General features: G+C 68.6%; 9 protein-coding genes. 5 read left to right on the top strand and 4 right to left on the bottom strand.

Translation table 11 applies throughout. The features are described 5' to 3' along the window. Positions 1–3: 3 nt before the first annotated feature. Complete coding sequence (locus ACW6W5_RS07550; protein WP_121038948.1) at positions 4–1,386, bottom strand: L-serine ammonia-lyase; 1,383 nt, start codon at positions 1,384–1,386, stop codon at positions 4–6. A 97-nt stretch (positions 1,387–1,483) separates the two neighbouring features. Here ACW6W5_RS07550 and ACW6W5_RS07545 point away from each other — a divergent pair, with 97 nt between their 5' ends. Continuing rightward, positions 1,484–1,702, top strand: a complete 219-nt coding sequence (locus ACW6W5_RS07545) for a glutaredoxin family protein (RefSeq protein ID WP_121041188.1) — start codon at positions 1,484–1,486, stop codon at positions 1,700–1,702. A gap of 115 nt (positions 1,703–1,817) precedes the next feature. Here the strand turns inward: ACW6W5_RS07545 and ACW6W5_RS07540 are convergent, their stop codons facing one another. The 3 genes from ACW6W5_RS07540 to ACW6W5_RS07530 are packed head-to-tail and all read right to left on the bottom strand — an operon-like array spanning position 1,818 to position 3,669. Then, positions 1,818–2,384: a YceI family protein gene (locus tag ACW6W5_RS07540; protein ID WP_121038945.1), complete on the bottom strand. Its 567-nt coding sequence runs from the start codon at positions 2,382–2,384 to the stop codon at positions 1,818–1,820. A 2-nt stretch (positions 2,385–2,386) separates the two neighbouring features. Further along, a complete protein-coding gene (locus ACW6W5_RS07535; protein WP_121038941.1) occupies positions 2,387–2,959 on the bottom strand; it encodes a cytochrome b in 573 nt (190 codons plus the stop codon). Then, complete coding sequence (locus tag ACW6W5_RS07530) at positions 2,956–3,669, bottom strand: YceI family protein (RefSeq protein WP_183073687.1); 714 nt, start codon at positions 3,667–3,669, stop codon at positions 2,956–2,958. The genes ACW6W5_RS07535 and ACW6W5_RS07530 overlap by 4 nt, the downstream gene beginning before the upstream one ends. A gap of 197 nt (positions 3,670–3,866) precedes the next feature. Between ACW6W5_RS07530 and ACW6W5_RS07525 the strand changes: the two genes are divergently transcribed. The 4 genes from ACW6W5_RS07525 to ACW6W5_RS07510 all read left to right on the top strand — a co-directional run bounded on the left by ACW6W5_RS07525 (position 3,867) and on the right by ACW6W5_RS07510 (position 18,189). After that, positions 3,867–7,415, top strand: coding sequence for a hybrid sensor histidine kinase/response regulator (locus tag ACW6W5_RS07525; protein ID WP_152151964.1), 3,549 nt, complete (start codon positions 3,867–3,869; stop codon positions 7,413–7,415). A 219-nt stretch (positions 7,416–7,634) separates the two neighbouring features. Continuing rightward, positions 7,635–11,111 carry an ATP-binding protein gene (locus ACW6W5_RS07520; protein WP_193222765.1) on the top strand — a complete coding sequence of 1,159 codons (3,477 nt, stop codon included), beginning with the start codon at positions 7,635–7,637 and terminating at the stop codon, positions 11,109–11,111. Next, on the top strand, positions 11,108–14,632 hold the full coding sequence (locus ACW6W5_RS07515) for a two-component regulator propeller domain-containing protein (RefSeq protein ID WP_193222766.1): 3,525 nt from the start codon (positions 11,108–11,110) through the stop codon (positions 14,630–14,632). The genes ACW6W5_RS07520 and ACW6W5_RS07515 overlap by 4 nt, the downstream gene beginning before the upstream one ends. 26 nt (positions 14,633–14,658) lie before the next feature. After that, positions 14,659–18,189 (top strand): hybrid sensor histidine kinase/response regulator, encoded by a 3,531-nt coding sequence (locus tag ACW6W5_RS07510; protein ID WP_226956604.1) that lies wholly within the window; start codon positions 14,659–14,661, stop codon positions 18,187–18,189. The last annotated feature ends 1 nt before the right edge of the window (position 18,190 follow it).

The following is an 18,190-nucleotide window of genomic DNA, read 5'->3' as shown; positions in this document are numbered from 1 at the left end:
CGATCAGCACTCGATGACGTTGACCGCCAGCCCGCCGCGGCTGGTTTCCTTGTACTTGTCCTGCATGTCGCGGCCGGTATCGCGCATGGTCTTGATGACCTTGTCCAGCGAGACCTTGTGCTTGCCATCGCCACGCATCGCCATGCGCGAGGCGTTGATCGCCTTGACCGCGCCCATTGCATTGCGCTCGATGCAGGGGATCTGCACCAGCCCGCCGATCGGGTCACAGGTCAGGCCGAGGTTGTGTTCCATGCCGATTTCAGCGGCGTTCTCGATCTGGCTCGGGTTGCCGCCGAGTGCAGCGACCAGCCCGCCGGCCGCCATCGAGCAGGCCACGCCCACTTCGCCCTGGCAGCCGACTTCGGCGCCGGAGATCGAGGCGTTTTCCTTGTACAGAATGCCGATCGCCGCCGAGGTCAGCAGGAAATCGAACACGCGCTGTTCGTTGGCGCCGGGGCAGAAGCGATCGAAATAATGCAGCACGGCCGGCAGTACGCCGGCAGCGCCGTTGGTCGGGGCGGTGACCACGCGGCCACCGGCGGCGTTTTCTTCGTTCACCGCCAGCGCGTACAGGTTGACCCAGTCCAGCGTGGTCAACGGGTCGCGCATCGCCGCTTCCGGTTTGGAGGACAGTTCGCGGTACAACGCCGGCGCGCGGCGGGAGACATGCAGGCCGCCGGGCAGGGTACCTTCCTGGCGGATGCCGCGCTCCACGCAGGCCTGCATGGCACTCCAGATCTCGCGCAGGCTGTCGCGGATCTCCTCTTCGGTGCGCCAGCACTTCTCGTTCTCGAACATCATCTGGGCGATGCTCAGGCCACTGCGTGCGGTCTGCGCGAGCAGCTCATCGCCGCTCTTGAACGGGTAGGGGAGCGGAGTTTCATCGGGCACGATGCGGTCATCGGCCGCGTCGTCCTGGTTGACCACGAAGCCGCCGCCGACGGAGTAGTAATCGCGCGTGGCGATCACCTGCTCATCCGCGCCGTACGCGGTGAAGCGCATGCCGTTGGTGTGGTACGGCAGCTTCTGGCGTTTGTTCAGGCCCAGGTCGCGCTTCTCGTCGAAGGCGATCTCATGCTGCCCCATCAGGCGGATGCGCTTGCTGCTGCGGATGCGCTCGAGCGTCTCGGGGATGATGTCCGGATCGATCAGGTTCGGGCGCTGGCCCTCCAGTCCGAGCAGCACGGCCTTGTCGGTGCCATGGCCACGGCCGGTCAGGGCCAGCGAGCCGTAGACATCGGCGCGGATGCGCACCACGTCCTGCAGATGGCCCGGATCGAGCAGCCAGCGGTGCACGAAACGTTCGGCAGCCTTCATCGGTCCCACGGTGTGCGAAGAACTCGGGCCAATGCCGATCTTGAAAACGTCGAACGTGCTGACAGCCATGATTGCCAAACTGCGGGTATCGGATGGAGCACTATTCTATGCTGTCGCAGGCGCCAGCCTTGAGTGCGGCGCAACATTTTCCAAGGTGGGTGGGCCGGTGTTTACCTTGTACCAGCGTGATGACTGCCATTTGTGCGACCAGGCCTTGACGGTGCTGGCGCAGGCCCGGGTGGCCGATCTGGACAGTGTGTTCATCGATGACGACACCGCGCTGGAGGCCCGCTACGGGCTGCGGGTGCCGGTGTTGCGCGATGCGCAGGGCCGCGAGCTGGACTGGCCGTTCGATGTGGCAGCGGTAGAGGCCTGGATCGGCTGACACGCAAGCGTCGCTTGGCGGTGCTGTATGCGGTAGTGCCGGCCGCTGGCCGGCTCCCGGGAGTCGATCATCGCGCGAGGAGCCGGCCAGCGGCCGGCACTACCGCCATCTGACGTTACTTCGCCTTCAGGACCACCTTCGTGCTGATCGCGGTCTCGTTCGGGATGGTCTTGGTATCGGCCCAATCACCGCCGCCCACGCCGAAGTCCAGGCGCTTGACCGTGGCCTTGCCGGCCAGCACCGGCTGGGCGCCCGGGGTCCAGGTGAAGGTGAGCGTGACCGGCTTGCTCACGCCACGCAGCTCCAACGTGCCGTCGGCGGCGTACTGGTTGTTGCCCAGCGAGCGGAACTTGGTGGCGCTGTACTTGGCCTGGGCGAACTTGCCCACGTTGAAGAAGTCCGCGCCCTGCAGGGTCGAATCGCGGTCGCTGTTGCCACTCTTGGCACCGGCCAGCGGAATGGTCACTTCCAGCTTGGCATCGTCCAGCTTGGCCGGATCGAAGCTGAGCTTGGTATCAAAGCCCGGGAAGGTGCCGGTGAACACTTCACCGTCGTACTTGGTGGCAAAGGCCAGCACCGAACCGGGTGCCTGCACGTAGTCGGCGGCCAGCACCGGGGCGGTGGCCAGCAGGCCGGCCAGGGCAGCGGCGACCGCGGCCGGGGAGGTGAGCTTGATGTTCATGGTCAATCCTTCTGGGGGGAGGCAAGCCAGCGCTGCGGGAGCATGCGCGCAAGCGTGGCATCGCGTTGGTAAAAATGGTGGTAAAGCGCGGCGCCGGCATGGGCCACGACCACGGCGATCAGCAGCCAGAAGCCCCACTCATGGATGGCGTGCGAGATCTGGGTGACACGTTCATCCGGCGCGCTCAGCTTGGGCACATCGACCAGGCCGAACCAGCGGAACGGACGCAGGCCACTGGCCGAGTCGTACAGCCAGCCCGACAGCGGAATGGCGAACATCAGCACGTACAGCAGCCAATGCGTGGCCGAGGCGACGCGCTCCTGCCAGGTCGGCGTGCCCGGCACCGGATGTGGCGCGCCCGCGTACAGACGCCACAGCAGGCGGGTCACGACCAGGGCCAGGACGGTGATGCCGATCGATTTGTGCATCGTGTAGACCCAGAAATACTTCGGGGTCCTGGGCAATTCGCCCATGGTCAGCCCGACGATGCCCAGGGCGAGGATCAACACGGCGATCAACCAGTGCAGGGTCTGGCTGACGCCGCCCCAGCGGGTCGGGGTGTTCTTGGCGGTCATGGCGTGGTCTCCTGGACCGGCTGTGGGGTATCTGAGTCAACCGGCGGGGCCGGAGTTCCCGGCGCATCGGTGGGGGTGGCGTCGGCGGGATCACCGGCGTTGCGATCGCGCACCGCCTCCGCTTCGATCCGCAGCTGCACCTCATCGCCGATCATCGAGGCCCAGCCGTCCACGCCGAAGGCGCTGCGGCTGAGCGTGGCGGTGGCCGAGAAACCGGCGGTGCGGCGGAACGGCGGCAGCGGATGACGCTTGAGCGCATTGAGGGTGACGGCCAGGGTGACCTCACGGGTCACGCCGCGTACGGTGAGCTGGCCGATGACGTTGGCGTGGTTCGGATCGATCGGTTCAACCCGGGTCGAGACAAACCGCGCCTCGGGGAAGCGCTCGCCGTCGAGCAGGTTGCGCGCCAGTGTGGCGGTGTTCCATTTGTCATCGCCCAGGTCCAGGCGCTGGATCGGCACGCTGACCTCCAGCCGCGCGCTGCGCCAGTCCTCCGGATCGAACACCAGCACGCCTTCGCTGCCGGACACGGTGCCCAGCGCGTGGGAGAAGCCGGCATGCTCCACCGCGAACAGCACACGGGTGTGCACCGGATCGAGCCGATAGCTGTCCGGGGCGGCGATGGCGAGCAGCGGCGTGGCCGCCAGCAGCAGGGAAAGGGTCAGGCGCTTGAGCAAGGCGCTGGCTCCATAAGGGTCTGGGGCGATCATACGCACAGCTGTGTCATGGGATGCAGCGTCATGGCTGCAACAGATCGTGGTGCGCCCGACAACAGCACGGGCGGCCAATGCTGCCTTCCTTGCACGGGACGGAAACAGCCCGTTCCATCCGCGGCAGCCGCCCCCAGAATGCGGACACCGTCCTGATCGCTGTGTGACAATCCGCACCAACAGGGAGATCCGGATCGATGAGCACGCGCCGCTGGGGTGCAGGCATCGTGCTGTTGGGGCTGTGGTTGTGCGCAGTGCCGTCAGTGTTGGAAGCCGCAGGGACATCGGCAGAGACGCCACGCTTGCGCCGCCTGGGTGCGGCCGAAGGCATGCCGTCGCGCATGGTGCTGGCGCTGGCACAGGATCGCCAAGGCTATGTCTGGGCCGGTACCGATGATGGCCTGGCCCGCGTGGACGGGGTCGGCCTGCGGGTCTGGCGGCACGATCCAGCCGAGCCCGGCTCGCTACCCGGCAACGAAGTGGAAACCCTGCTCATCGATCCACAGGATCGTGTCTGGGTAGGCAGCAATGGCGTTGGCCTGAGCATGCTCGGCCCCGACCGCAGCGCGTTCGCGCGGTTCCCCGAGCTCAATGCGGCGTGCGAGGGCCAGTTCTGGTCGCTGGCCTATGCCGCGCAATCGCTGTGGATCGGCACCAACCAGCACGGCATATGCCGGCGCAGCGAGGACGGGACGCTGGTCAGATACCAGGCCGACGCGAACGATCCGCGCAGCCTGCCCGACAACACCATCTACAGTCTGTTGGCCGATCCGCAGGGGCGGGTCTGGGTGGGGACCTCCAACGGTGTCGCCCGCTGGGATGGCGACCGCTTCACGCGGATCGCGCCGGCCCTGCTGGGCGGTAAAAGCGTATTCCGCCTGACCCGAGAGCCCGATGGCACCGTATGGGCGGGCACCGAAGGCGGGTTGTTCCAGATCGGTGCCGACGACCAGGCCCATCCGGCGCCCTGGAAGCTCAGTGCCGATGTGCGTGCGGCCACGGTGATCCACGATCGCAATGGCGGCTATTGGCTGGGCACGGCCGATGGCCTGTACCGCGGCGACGCGAGTGCGGTGCGGCTGCTCGCCGGCGACGCCGGCAGTGGCTTCCTGACCGCACGCAGCGGTGTGCTGGACATGCTGCAGGATCATGAAGGCGGCCTGTGGGTCGCGATGCTGACCCAGGGGCTGGCGTATCTGCCGCCGGACTGGAAGCGCTTCTCCAGCTGGTACCAGCTCGACGGCAAGCCATTGGACAGCGTCTATCTGCTCGGCGCGGCCGCGCGGGGCGATACCTATTACATCTCAGGTGCGCACGGCCTCTATACGCTGGATGCGCAGGGCCAGCTGCGCCAGATCGCCGACGACAAACAGATCGGGGTTGGGGCCGCGTGGTCGCTGCTGCCCCGCGAGGACGGCGCGGTGTGGATCGGTCGCGCGGGTCGTTTGAATCTGTACCAGCCGGCTACCGGCATGCTGCGCGAATGGAAGATCGGCGGTGGTGCCGATGTGCGCCAACGCATCGATCTGATCCGCCAGGCGCCCAATGGCGAGCTGTGGCTGTCAATCATGAACTTCGGCATCCAGCGCCGGGATGCCCAGGGCAACGTGCTCGATACCATCCGCAATGACCAGCACCGTGGGCTGACCGAGAACCCGGTTGAGCAGATGGTGTTCGATCCGCGTGGGCAGCTCTGGGTGATGGGCGACAGCATGGGCCTGATGCGGTGGCGCGATGGCCGCTTCGAGCAGGTGCCGGGCATTTCCCGCGGCAGCATCTACGATGCGGCCTGGACCGGCCCGGATGAACTGTGGCTGGCACGTCAGGGCGCGCTGGAGCGCTATCGCTGGGATGGGCTGAGCATGAGCCTGCGCGAACGTGTCGGCGCTGCCCAGGGCATGCCCGCTGTGTCGATGGGCGGGCTCGCGCTGGGCAGTCACGGGCAGGTCTGGGCAACCACCCCGCGTGGGTTGATCTGCTGGCAGGGCGCCGAGCGTCGGCTGCGCTTGTATGGCGAACGCGATGGGCTGCCGGATGTGGAGTTCAGCAACCGCCCACCGGTGCAGGCGCGCGATGGTCGCGTCCTGGCGGTCACCGCGACCGGGTTGGTCGGCTTCGATCCGGATGCGGCGGACATGCTGTTGCCGCCATCGCAGCTGGTGATCGACAGCGTGCAGGTCCGCCGCGACGATGCCGAAGGGCAGCAGATGCTGCCGACGCAGGCACCGATCGTGCTGGGGCCGCAGGACCGCGATCTGATCGTGTCCGCGCGTCTGCTTTCATTCGCCAACCCACACGGCAACCGCTACCGCTACCGGGTCTCCGGGTATGACCAGAACTGGGTGATGCAGGCGGCCGACGGCGAGCGCCTGCTGTCGCGCCTGCCGTCCGGAAGCTACCGCATCGAGGTGCAGGCGGCGACCCCGCAGGGCGCCTGGACGCCGCCCCGTACCCTGGAGCTGGAGGTGCGCCCGCCGTGGTGGCGCAGTGGCTGGGCGGTCGTGGGCTACGTGCTGCTCGGTCTGATCGGGGTCGCAGCGCTGGCGTATGTCGCGCGTGCACGCCTGCGCCGCCGCCAGCAGTGGCAGTTGACGGTGCACAAGCAGCAGTTGGCGGAGCAGGCCTCGCAGGCCAAGAGCCGGTTCCTGGCCACGCTGGGGCACGAAGTGCGCACACCGATGACCGGTGTGCTGGGCATGAGCGAGCTGTTGCTGTCCACCACGCTGGATGAGGTGCAGCGCGGCTATGCCGGCTCGATCCAGCATGCGGGCAAGCATCTGCTGCGTCTGGTCAACGATGCGCTGGATCTGGCCCGCATCGAGGCAGGGCGGCTGGAACTGGATCTGCGGCCGTTCGATCTGATGTCGTTGCTGGATCAGGTCGAGGCGTTGATGGAGCCGATGGCCCATCACCGTGGCCTGGCGTTCGAGCGCAGCTTCAACCTGCCCGGCCCAGTGCAGGTCAGCGGCGATGAGATGCGCGTGCGGCAGATCCTGATGAACCTGCTCGGCAATGCGATCAAGTTCACCGAACATGGTCATGTCGGGCTCGGTGTCGAGCTGGCCGATGACGGGCGCGCGATCATCTTCGAGGTCTCCGATACAGGGCCAGGCATCAACCAGGACCAGCAGGAGCGGTTGTTCCATCGCTTCGAACAGGCGGACGGTCCCCGCACCGCGTCGCGTTATGGCGGCAGCGGCCTGGGCCTGGCGATCTGCCAGGAACTGGCGGTGGCGATGGGCGGCCGGATCGAGATCGACAGCCGGCCGGGTGATGGGGCCCGTTTCACTGTATCGCTGCCGCTGCCGTGGACCGTACAGCCGGTTGGCACGCCACGTGACCCGGGCCAGGAGACGCGCACGCAGCTGCCACCGCTGCGCATCCTGCTGGTGGAGGACGATGCCACCGTGGCCGATGTCATCGCCGGTCTGCTGCGCACCCGCGGGCACGACGTGGTGCACGTGCTGCATGGCCTGGGGGCATTGTCAGAAGTAGCGGCAGGCAGCTTCGATGTAGGTCTGCTCGATCTGGACCTGCCGGCGCTGGATGGCATTGCGATTGCCGCGCAGCTGCGCGCGATGGGCTATGAGCTGCCCCTGATCGCGGTGACTGCGCGCTCGGATGCTTACGCCGAGCAGCAGGTGCTGGCCGCCGGATTCAATGGCTTCCTGCGCAAGCCGGTGACCGGCGACATGCTGGTGGATGCGATCGTGCAGGCGCGCGCGGGCAAGTCACTCCGGTACTGAGTGCTCGCGGTTCCGCGGCCACGATTGTCGCGATGTTTCGCAATTGCTCTATTGATCGAAAAGTTCATTCATCGACCTGTGACGCGGTACCGGCCTGATCGGCTTCGTTCCGATGGCTTCGGCCTATCGTGCGGTTCACGCTGCGAAGGATGGTCGGGGTAGGGAGTGTCAGAGGGCCGATCCGGACAGGGGGGCGGGCGCTGGGCAGGCCGGATGCTGGTGGTCCTGCTCTGGCTGCCGATGGTTGCCGCGGCGGGTACGCTTGTCACGTTGCCGTGGCCACGCCCACTCGGTCCGGCCGACGCGCTGCCGACCCCGGTGATCCGTGCGGTCGACGAAGACCGGGAAGGCTACCTCTGGTTCGCCAGCGATGATGGTCTGCTGCGCTTCGATGGCCATCGCTTCCGCGCATGGCGACGGGAACAGGGCCTGCTCGATCTGGACCTGCGCGCGCTGCATGTCGATGCGCAGGATCGGCTCTGGCTGGCCACCGCCTCCCAGGGGCTGGTGAAGCTGTCCGCTGATCGAAGCGTGTTCCAGAGCATGCCCGGGGATGCGGCCGCGGTACTGCCGCGCACTGGCATTGTGCAGGTGACCAGTACGCCTGATGGCACGCTCTGGGTGGGCACTGTCGCGGACGGTTTGTTTGCACGGCAGGCCGATGGCCGTTGGTGCGCCGTCCCCTTACCGCACCCGTTCGGACGCGCGCTGCGGGTGAATGCCTTGGCCGTCGACCGCGACGGCAGCCTGTGGGTCGGCACCTCGCACGGGGTGTTGCGTCGTGCAGGCACGCACTTCGTCGCCGTGCCGTTGCGGCGCGGTGGGCGGGTGGATGTCCAGTCGCTCTGGCCCGATCCGGACGGCGGTGTGTGGGCCGCCACCCGCAGCGGCGTGCACCGCTGGGATGCCGTTGGCACACCGCGGGTGCCGACGGCGCCCGGCATGCCGGTACTGCGCAGCCGCGAAGGCGAATTGTGGACCACCGATGCAACCGGCCTGGTACGGCACCCTCACGGACGCGCACCGCAGCCAGTGCCGCTGCGCGACCTCGACGGCACGATCCGCAGGCCCGCAGGGGTGAGTCATGCCTTGCAGGACCGGGTCGGTGGGGTGTGGTGGATCGGGCAGGGGCGGGGACTGTGGCATCTTCCTGCGCGCTGGCGCCAGTTCACCCTGCTGCCCGCGGCCCGGGATGGCTGGCCCGGCCTGGATGCGCACTACGTGCTGGCCTTGGCAGCGTCCGCCGGCGAACGGGTGTGGATCGCCGGTGACAATGGGCGTGTGCAGCGCGTGGATGTGCGGACCGGACAGAGCGATGCCGGATTCCACTACCGGCCCGAACGGCTGCACCCCGAGGCAGTGGGCATGGCCGAAGATCGTCACGGGCGGCTCTGGTTGACCAGCGGCAACACCCTGTCTCGATACACGCCCGGCACAGGCCAGTTGCGGCATTGGTTGCTGGGTTGGGAGGGCAGTACGGGCGCGGTCGATCTGGAGTCCTGCCGCGACGGCTCGCTGTGGCTGGCGCGTGTTGACCGGATCCAGCGACGTGATGCCGACGGCGCGCTGCAGTTGTCCGCTGTTCCACAGGCACTTGGCCTGATGCCCCCGGCGAACGGCCCGCAACTGCTGTGTACCGACGACGGCGTGCTGTGGGCAACCGATCGCACCGGGCTCAAACGCTGGCTGCCAGCGCAGGAGCGTTTCGCGGCGGTCGACGGTGCCCCGCAGGACGACGTGGGCGCAATCGCGCGGGGTGCGGATGGCGACTACTGGATCAGCAGTCCAGGCGTGTTACGGCGTTACCGGTGGGATGGGCAGCGGCTGCGCAAGACACACAGCTTCGGCGTGGTACACGGTTATCCGCACCTGCTGGCACGGGCGCTGGTGGTGGACGTGCGTGGCGTGGCGTGGGCCGGTGGCACCCGTGGCCTGATCCGGGTCGACCCGCATGGCGGCGGCATACGCCAGTTCGGCAGCGACGATGGCCTGCCCGGACATGACGTGTTGCCGCGCCGGATGGTACGCACCGCCGGGGATCATGTGGTCGCTGCCGTACACGAAGGCGGTGTGCTGCTGTTCGATCCGGCCACGATCGTGCGCCCGGCGGGGCATGCCGGGCTCGTGGTCCACGCAATCACCGCGCGGCGCGGCAACGTGCAGGTCACCCTGCCGGTCGGCGTTGCGCCGGTGCCGCTGTCCGGCGGCGATCGGCACGTGCGCGTATCCGCGCGCCTGTTGTCCGGCGGCGAACCCTCGCGCGTGCGCTACCGGTTCCGGTTGCAGGGGCACGACGCGGACTGGCAGGAGAACGGTGCTGCGGGGCAGCGCGTGTTCGAGCGCTTGCCGGTGGGTCTGCAGACGGTGGAGGTCCAGGCGCGGCAAGGCGATGGGGATTGGTCGCCGATTCGCCGCATTGCGCTGCAGGTGGTTCCGGCCTGGTGGCAGACGCGGACCGCGCGGTACGCGGCGGTGGCCGGTGGAACGGCGGCGCTGTGGCTTGGGGCCTGGGGCGGGCTGGCGCGGCGCCGGCGGCAACGCCGCTGGCGCCGGCTGCATGCGCGGCAGCACCGCGCCGAGCGGGCGTCCCTGCAGCGCACCCGTTTCCTGGGGACGTTGGGCGCCCGCATACGCGTCCCGATGACCGTGGTGCTGGGCTGGAGCGAGCTGCTGCAGCGTACGCAGCTCACACCGGCGGAGCGGAGCCAGGTCGACAGCCTGCACTACGCCGGCGCACATCTCCTGCGGCTGGTGGATGACGCCCTGGACATGGCCAGCATCGAATCCGGTCAGCTGCAGTTGCAGCCGGGCCCCTTTCTGCTGCAACGGTTGATCGAAGAGGTGCACGCGCTGTTGCTCCCGGTAGCGCAGGGCAAGTCGCTCGCGCTGGTGTGGCACAGCACGCTGCCGGCGACGGCGGTTTTCATAGGCGACGCCCCGCGCCTGCGCCAGATCCTGCTCAATCTGCTGGGCAACGCACTGAAGTTCACCGCACAGGGAGAGGTGCGACTGCAGGTACAGTGCGCAGGCCAGGACCAGGACGTGCTGCTGCGGGTTGTCGATACCGGCCCGGGCATGACCGCAGCGCAGTGCCAGCGCCTGTTCCAGCGTTTCGAACAGGCCGACGGGGCACAGACGGCCGCGCGTTACGGTGGCAGCGGCCTGGGGCTGTCCATTTCCCGCGACCTGGCCCTGGCGATGGGCGGTGACATCACGGTGACCAGCCGTCCGGGCGACGGCGCCTGCTTCCAGGTGCGATTGCCGTTGCCGCGCAGCGATGCCATTCCCAGCGATGCACCATCGTGCGCACCACAGGATGCGAACGGCGTCGGCGAGCTGCGGGTGCTCGTGGTGTATCCGGCCACGAGTGTGACCGATGTTCTGCGCGCTCTGCTCGGCTCGCTCGGCCATGTGGGGCTGTGCGTGCCCGGGCTGGAGGCCATGCCCAAGGCACTGAGGGAGCACGGGCGCTGGGATGTCATCGTGGTTGACCCGGTCCTGTGCGTAGGCGGCGAGCGGGCGGGCGCATGGTTATCGCGCCGCTGGCCGGGGATCCCCAGGGTGGCCCTGACACCGCGCGCGGACATCGGCGCCGAGCGTGAGGCGATTGCGGCGGGGTTCGACCTGTTCCTGCGGCTGCCGGTGAGCCGGGCGACTCTGACGGCGTGTCTGGCCCGATGCCGGCGCGGCGCATGAGCCGGGGCGGCATGCTGCGGTGTCTGTTCGCGCTGCTGTGCTGCCTGCTGCCGGCCGCCGTGCTGGCGTTCCCGAGTCCCGCAGTACGCATCACGACCGTGGATGGGTTGCCATCAAATGTGGTGCATCAGATCGTGGAGGACCGGCAGGGCTACCTCTGGTTCGCCACCGGCGATGGCCTGGCCCGCTATGACGGCAGTGGTTTCCGCGTCTGGCGGATGGAGCATGGGCTGGCCGACAACGAGGTCCGCAGCATCGCGCTGGATGCCTGCGATCAGCTCTGGATAGGCACGGCCAACGGCTACTTACAGCGCCTGTCGGCCGATCGCCAACAGTTTGCGCGGTGGGCAGGGCCGTCCGCCCCGGCGATGGCGGCCAGTCCGGTGCTGGCAATCCAGCCGATGGTCGACGGCAGCGTCTGGTTCGGCACCCGGGATGCCGGGCTGTTCCGCCTCACCCGCGATCGTCGCCTGCACCAGTACCTGCCCGCGACCGATGGCCGCGGCCTGCCATCGGCCCGGGTGGAGCACCTGGTTGCCGATGCCCAGGGCGCTGTGTGGATCGGCAGCGCTGCGGGCCTGGCCCGCTGGCAGGAGGGCCGGTTCCAGTCACCGACGACGCTGGGGGCATCGTCCGCGGCGGTGACCGCCCTGGGCCTGGACGCGCAGGGGCGGTTGTGGTCGAGCACCGCAGAAGGCACCGTGCGGCGGCAGTTGCCGGCGTGGCAGATACAGCGCGAGGGGCGCGAACGCGGACGCTGGCTCGGCCATAGCCGCGCAGGCGGGGACTGGTTCGCTGACGGGTCGACGCTGTGGTGGCAGGACTGGCAGGGGCAGCATCGTCACGCGCTCACTCTGCCGAGATTGCAGGGGCCCAATGAGCCGCGCATCGTGCGCGTGCTGGAGGATCGCCAGGGACGGGTCTGGCTGCTGGGCACTCATCAGGGGGTCTGGCGGCTCGGCGCGCAGTGGCGCCACCTGGAGCGCTTCGCCGCGCCCCTTGCCCACGCCTCCACCGCACCGGGCGGGCTGGCCCCTGCCGCCGACGGGCAGGCGTGGTGGGTGCGCGATGGATGGTTGACACGCATTTCGCCGGAGCACGGATTCAACCGGCCGCGATGGGCCTATGCGCATGCACCCGAGCGCCCGGATCGCCATGTGGTGAGCGACGACGGTCACGGCGGCGTCTGGGTGTTCGCTGCGCCGTGGCTGACCCGTATCGATCCCGTGCGGGGACGGCAGCGGCGCTGGCGGGTGGGGTCCACCGGTGGCCCGGTGGCGTCGCCGCACGCCGCATTGCAGCAGTGTGGCGATCGGCTGTGGCTTGCCGGGAATGGCCGGTTGGAACAGCGCGCAGGTGATGGGCGCCTGCTGGGCAGTGCCACGTACGAGTCAGTGGGGCTGCGTCCCGGCACCGCGGCATTCGCCCTGCACTGTGACATCGCCGGGCAGGTGTGGCTGGGCGACCGCGACGGACTCAAGCAGTGGCAGCCCGCGGCCGGCCGTTTCGATCCCGTGCCGGGCGGCCCGCGACGGGAGGTCAGTGCCTTGCACCTGGATGCCGACGGCCGGCTATGGGTTGCTGATGTGGAGGGATGGACGGTATTCCGGAGCGACGCAGGTCGCCTGCATCCCACGCTGCGCCTGGATGCAGCGCACGGCCTGCCCGTGGCGCTTGCGCGGGGACTGGCCGGCGCCAGCGACGGGGCGGTCTGGGCGACTACCGCGCGCGGCGTGGTGCGTCTGGCGTTGGACGGTCGCAGTGCCAGGCTCTACACGGCCGACGATGGACTGCCGGTGATGGCATTGGACGACAGCCTGGTGGCAGCCGGCGGCCATCTGCTGGCGATGGATCAGACCGGCAACGTGCTTGCGCTGGATCCGGCCGGGATGTTGACGGCGACGGTGCTTCCCACCTTGGTCATCGACCGTGTGAAAGTGCGCCGCCAGCGGCGCTGGATCGAGTTGCCGGCCGCCGAGCCGCTGCGCCTGAACGCCGATGATCGCGACATCCAGCTGTCAGCGCGCCTGCTCAGCAGCAGCCAGGGGGGGGCCGTCGACTATCGATTCCGGCTGCGTGGCGAAGACCCGGAGTGGGTCCGTGCCGGACAACGCGGTACGCGCGGCTTTCCGCGCCTGCCCGCGGGCGAACATGTACTGGAATTCCAGGCGCGTGGCGAGGATGGGCGTTGGTCGCCGGTCCAGCAGACGCATCTGCAGGTGGCCTACAGCGGCTGGGCGCATCCCGGGGCTTGGGCGCTGCTGTGGATGGGCGCGCTCGCAGGGGCGGTGCTGGCAACCTGGGGATTGCGGCGTCACCGCGGACGTACAAACGCGTGGCGGGCGGCCACGCGCCGGCAGGCGCGGGCCGAACAGGCCGCGCAGGCCAAGGCGCGTTATCTGGCCACGCTGGGCCATGAAGTGCGGACGCCGCTGACCGGTGTGCTGGGCATGAGCGAGCTGCTGTTGGAGGCGCCGCTGCCCGCGGACGCGCGCGAACAGGTATTGCACATCCAACAGGGCGGACGTGCATTGCTGCAAGTGGTCGATGAAGCGTTGGAGAACGCCAGGCTGCAGGCCGGCAAGGTGACCTTGCAGCGGCGGCGTTTTGCCCTCGGGCCATGGTGGCTCGACGTGCATGCCGCGGTGGCGTGCGGTCTGGCGGTGTCCGGTTGCCAGCTGTCATCGGCACATCCACTGCCGGCCGACGCCTGTGTCGAGGGCGATCCGGACCGGTTGCGGGAGGCAGTGCAATGGCTGTCCTGCGGACTCGCCGCGCAGAGCGGTGCCACCCTGGTGACTCTGCGCATGGCCTGGCGACCAGGACGCACCGGTCTGCTGCTGGATGTCATGGCCGAGCCGGGCGCCTGTCCGTCTCCTCGGCTGTCCCGGGTGCGCGAGGCACTGGCCGATGTCGATGTGCTGGCTGATGCGATGCAGGGGCGGTTGTGTGTCCTGCAGCTGCCCGATCGTCGCTGGCAGGCCACATTGAGCGTCCCATTGGACCGTTGCCCATCGCTGCTGGCGGGTCAGGACGCGCAGGACATCGACGATGACATCGATGGTCTGCGGGTGTTGCTGGTGGAAGATGATCCTCTCGTTGCGCAGGTGGTCACGGGTCTGCTGCAGGTACGCGGCCACGTTGTCGTCCATGCGGAGCACGCGCTGGCTGCGCTGACTGCGCTGGCCCGCCCCGGCACGCAACTGATGCTGTTGGACCTGGACCTGCCGGGCATGGATGGACTGTCATTGCTGCGCCTGCTGCGTCAGCAGGGGCACCGCCTGCCGGTACTGGTGCTCACGGCGCGTCGGGATCCGGATCTTGAAGCGCAGGTCGTGGCCGCCGGGGGCGACGGCCTGGTGCACAAGCCGCTGCAGGGCGATGCGCTGCGGGCTGCGATGCAGCGGATGGGGCCGCCGGGTGTGGATCGTGCCGGTGCGGGGAACGGTTTACTATGCGGGGCGTTGCCCGACGACCGGGGTGGTCAGGGGCGGCAGGCCCGTTCCGGGCGGCGGCGGTGAATGAACGGATAGACCCGGGAGAGCCATTGGTGTTGCGAGTGCTGTGGCCGTTGCTTATCGGTCTGTGTGTGCTCTGGCCGACGCTTGCGTCGGCCCAGCCGGTACCGCCGACGCCGCGGCAACTCACCGTGTTCGATGGTCTGCCATCCAACACCGTCAACCGCATGGCCGAAGATCGCTACGGCTATCTGTGGATCGCCACCAACGATGGCCTGGCCCGCTACGACGGCCGGAATTACCGCATCTGGCGTGCCGAGGACGGCCTGCGCGACAACCACGTCTGGAGTGTGCACGTGGATGCGCGCAATCAGTTGTGGATCGGTACGGAGAATGCCGGCCTGGCGATGATGTCGGCCGATCGCCGCGAGATCCGCTTCTACGACCGTGACAGCCACCCGGAGATCGGCAGCAACACGATCTGGAGCGTGGCGTCCACGCCGGATGGAGCGATCTGGTTCGGGACCTACCAGGGCGGCCTGCATCGGCTGGAGCGCGACGGTACGCTCACGCGCTTCATGCCCGAGCCCGGCAATCCACGCAGTCTGCCGGCCGCATCGGTCGGCTCATTGGCCACCACGCTCGATGGCACGTTGTGGATCGGCTCGCAGGCCGGGCTGGCGCGCTGGACCGGACACGATTTCGACCTGATGCCCAGCGCGCAGCTGCCGGCGCGTGTCATCAATGGGCTCACCGCCGAGGCGGATGGCAGTCTGTGGATCAACAGCAATGCCGGGGTCACGGTGCGTCGGCCGGACGGTCGCTTCGAACCGGCGCCCTGGGCGGTGGCCGAAGGCGATCAGATCCTGGGCATGATGCTGCGCGACGAACAGGGCGGGTATTGGCTCGATACCCGCTCCGGCCTGGGCCGCGCCATGGACGGTCAGTTCCAGCAGGTGCCGCTGTACAGCGCGATCGCGCGTGGGCAGGTGCGCCCGAACTGGACCGGTGCCTATGAAGATCGCGAGGGCGGCATCTGGTTGGCCAGCACCAACGGCGGCCTGTGGCATCTGCTGCCGCGTTGGTGGCAGTTCTCGGTGCTGTCGCGGCTGGAAGATGATCCGGCCTCGCTGCGCAACGCGTATGTGCTGGGCATGGGCGCGGCCGCCGACGGGGGCGTGTGGACGGTCGGCACGCATGGTGCGCTGGACAAGTTCGATCCGGTGAGCGGGCGGGTCGAGCAGCACCGGACCTGGGTGGACGGCACGCAGTGGCTGCAGTCGGTGCTCGAAGATCCGCGCGGCCAGGTCTGGATCGGCTCCTGGGATGCGCTGTTGCGTTACGACCCCGGGCAGAAGCGCATACGGCGCTGGGGGCGCGATGCCGCGGTCGATGCGGCGATGGACGGCGCGATCGAATCCCTGGCGATCTGCGACGGCCAGCGCTTGTGGACCGCATCGGCCAATGGCCTGCAGCAGCGCGACCTGGAGGGACGCGTGCTGCACCGGGTGGCACTGGGCCATGCCGGGCTGAGCACGGGGCAGAACGTGCTGGATATCCGGTGCGGCCCGCAGGATCGGCTGTGGGTGGCCACCGGCCAGGGCCTGCTGCAGTGGGTGGCGGCGCGTTCGCGGTTCGAACCCCTGCCGGGTGGCCCTGCGGCAGGGGTCTACGCCATGGCGCTGGCCGGCGATGACACGGTGTGGCTGTCCGAGGACAGCAAACTCTCGCACTATGCCTGGCAGGGTGATCGGCTGACCCTGCAGGAAGTGATCGGCAGCAGTGCGGGCTACCCGGCGATCAACGCGACCGGGCTGGTGGTGGATCGGCAGGGCGTGGTGTGGGCAGCCAATGCACGCGGGCTGGTGCGGGTCGATCCGGAGGCCGGTAGTGTGCGCCAGTACGGCGTGCACGATGGCCTGCCCAGCCAGGAGTTCCGCCGCCGCACCCTGACGTTGACGCCGAGCGGACGCATCGTTGGCGGCACACCAGCCGGGGTGGTGGTGTTCGATCCGGCGCTGGTCAAGCCGGCGACCCGCCGTGCACCGCTGGTGATCGAACGGGTGGAGGTGCGCCGCGGCGAGCGCGTGCTGGACCTGACCCATGCGGTGCCGCTGGACATCGCCGACGGTGATCGCGACCTGCGGATCGTGGCGCGGCTGCTGTCCTTCGCCGATTCCACCTCCAACAACTATCGTTACCGCCTGGCCGGCTACGATCCGGACTGGGTTGAAGTGGGGCCGGGCGGTGAGCGCCTGTTCTCCCGTCTGCCACCGGGCCGTTACCGGTTGGAGGTGCAGGCACGCTCGGCCGACCATATCTGGTCGCGGGTACAGGTACTGGAGTTCCGCGTGCTGCCACCGTGGTGGCGCAGCCTGTCCGGACTGTTGCTGCTGACCTCGGCGGTGCTGTTGCTGCTCAGCCTGTTCGCCTGGTTGTACCGGCGCCGGCTGCAGCGCCGGCATGCCTATCAGCTGGCGCTGCAGAAGCAGGAGCTCGCCGAGCAGGCCTCGATGGCCAAGACGCGCTTTCTGGCCAATCTGGGGCACGAAGTACGCACGCCGATGACCGGGGTGCTGGGCATGAGCGAGCTCTTGCTGTCCTCGCCGTTGAACGCGCAGCAGCGCGGCTACACCGAGTCGATCCGGCATGCCGGCGAGCATCTGCTGCACCTGGTCAACGATGCGCTCGACCTGGCCCGGATCGAATCGGGGCGGCTGGAACTGCAGGCGCAGTCCTTCCAGCTGCAGCGGCCGATCGGCGATGTCTGTGCGCTGATGGCGGCACTGGCCGAACAGAAAGGGCTGCGGTTCGTGGTCGACAACACGGTATCGCCCGGCACGCGCACCATCGGCGATGAACTGCGTGTGCGTCAGATCCTGCTCAATCTGCTGGGCAACGCGGTCAAGTTCACCAGCCACGGCGAAGTACGCCTGACGCTGCGGGCGATCACGCCTGGCCGCGGGTTGCACATCGAAGTATCCGATACCGGACCGGGCATCAGCGCTGATCAGCAGGAGCGCTTGTTCCGTCGCTTCGAGCAGGCCGATGGCGCCCGCACCGCCGCGCAGTACGGGGGCAGCGGGCTGGGCCTGGCGATCTGTCGCGAACTGGCACTGGCCATGCAGGGGCAGATTGGCGTCCAGAGCCAGCTCGGCGTGGGCACGCGCTTCACGGTGACACTGCCGTTGCCGCTGGAGGCCGGGACGACCAACGCGAGCGGAACGGCCGAAGGTGGGCAATGGGTATTGCCACCGTTGCGTATCCTGCTGGTGGAGGACGATCTGACCGTGGCCGAGGTGGTCAGCGGGTTGTTGTCGGCGCGCGGGCATGAGGTGGTACACGCCGAGCACGCGCTGTCGGCGTTGCGCGAGGTCAGCGAGGCGCCGTTCGAGGTGTTGCTGATGGACCTGGATCTGCCCGGGCTGGGTGGCATCGCGCTGGCCGAGCATCTGCGCAGCCAGGGATTCGAGATGCCGTTGATCGCGGTGACGGCGCGGACGGATCCGTCGATCGAGCAGCAGGCACGCCAGGCCGGCTTCGATGCGTTCCTGCGCAAGCCGGTGACCGGCGATCTGCTGGTGGAGGCAATCGCGCGCGTATTGCACGCCACCCGGTAGC

Source organism: Stenotrophomonas sp. IS26 (assembly GCF_054188265.1).
The sequence above is the reverse complement of the archived record's forward strand: the minus strand, read 5'-3'. Positions and strand labels throughout refer to the sequence as shown.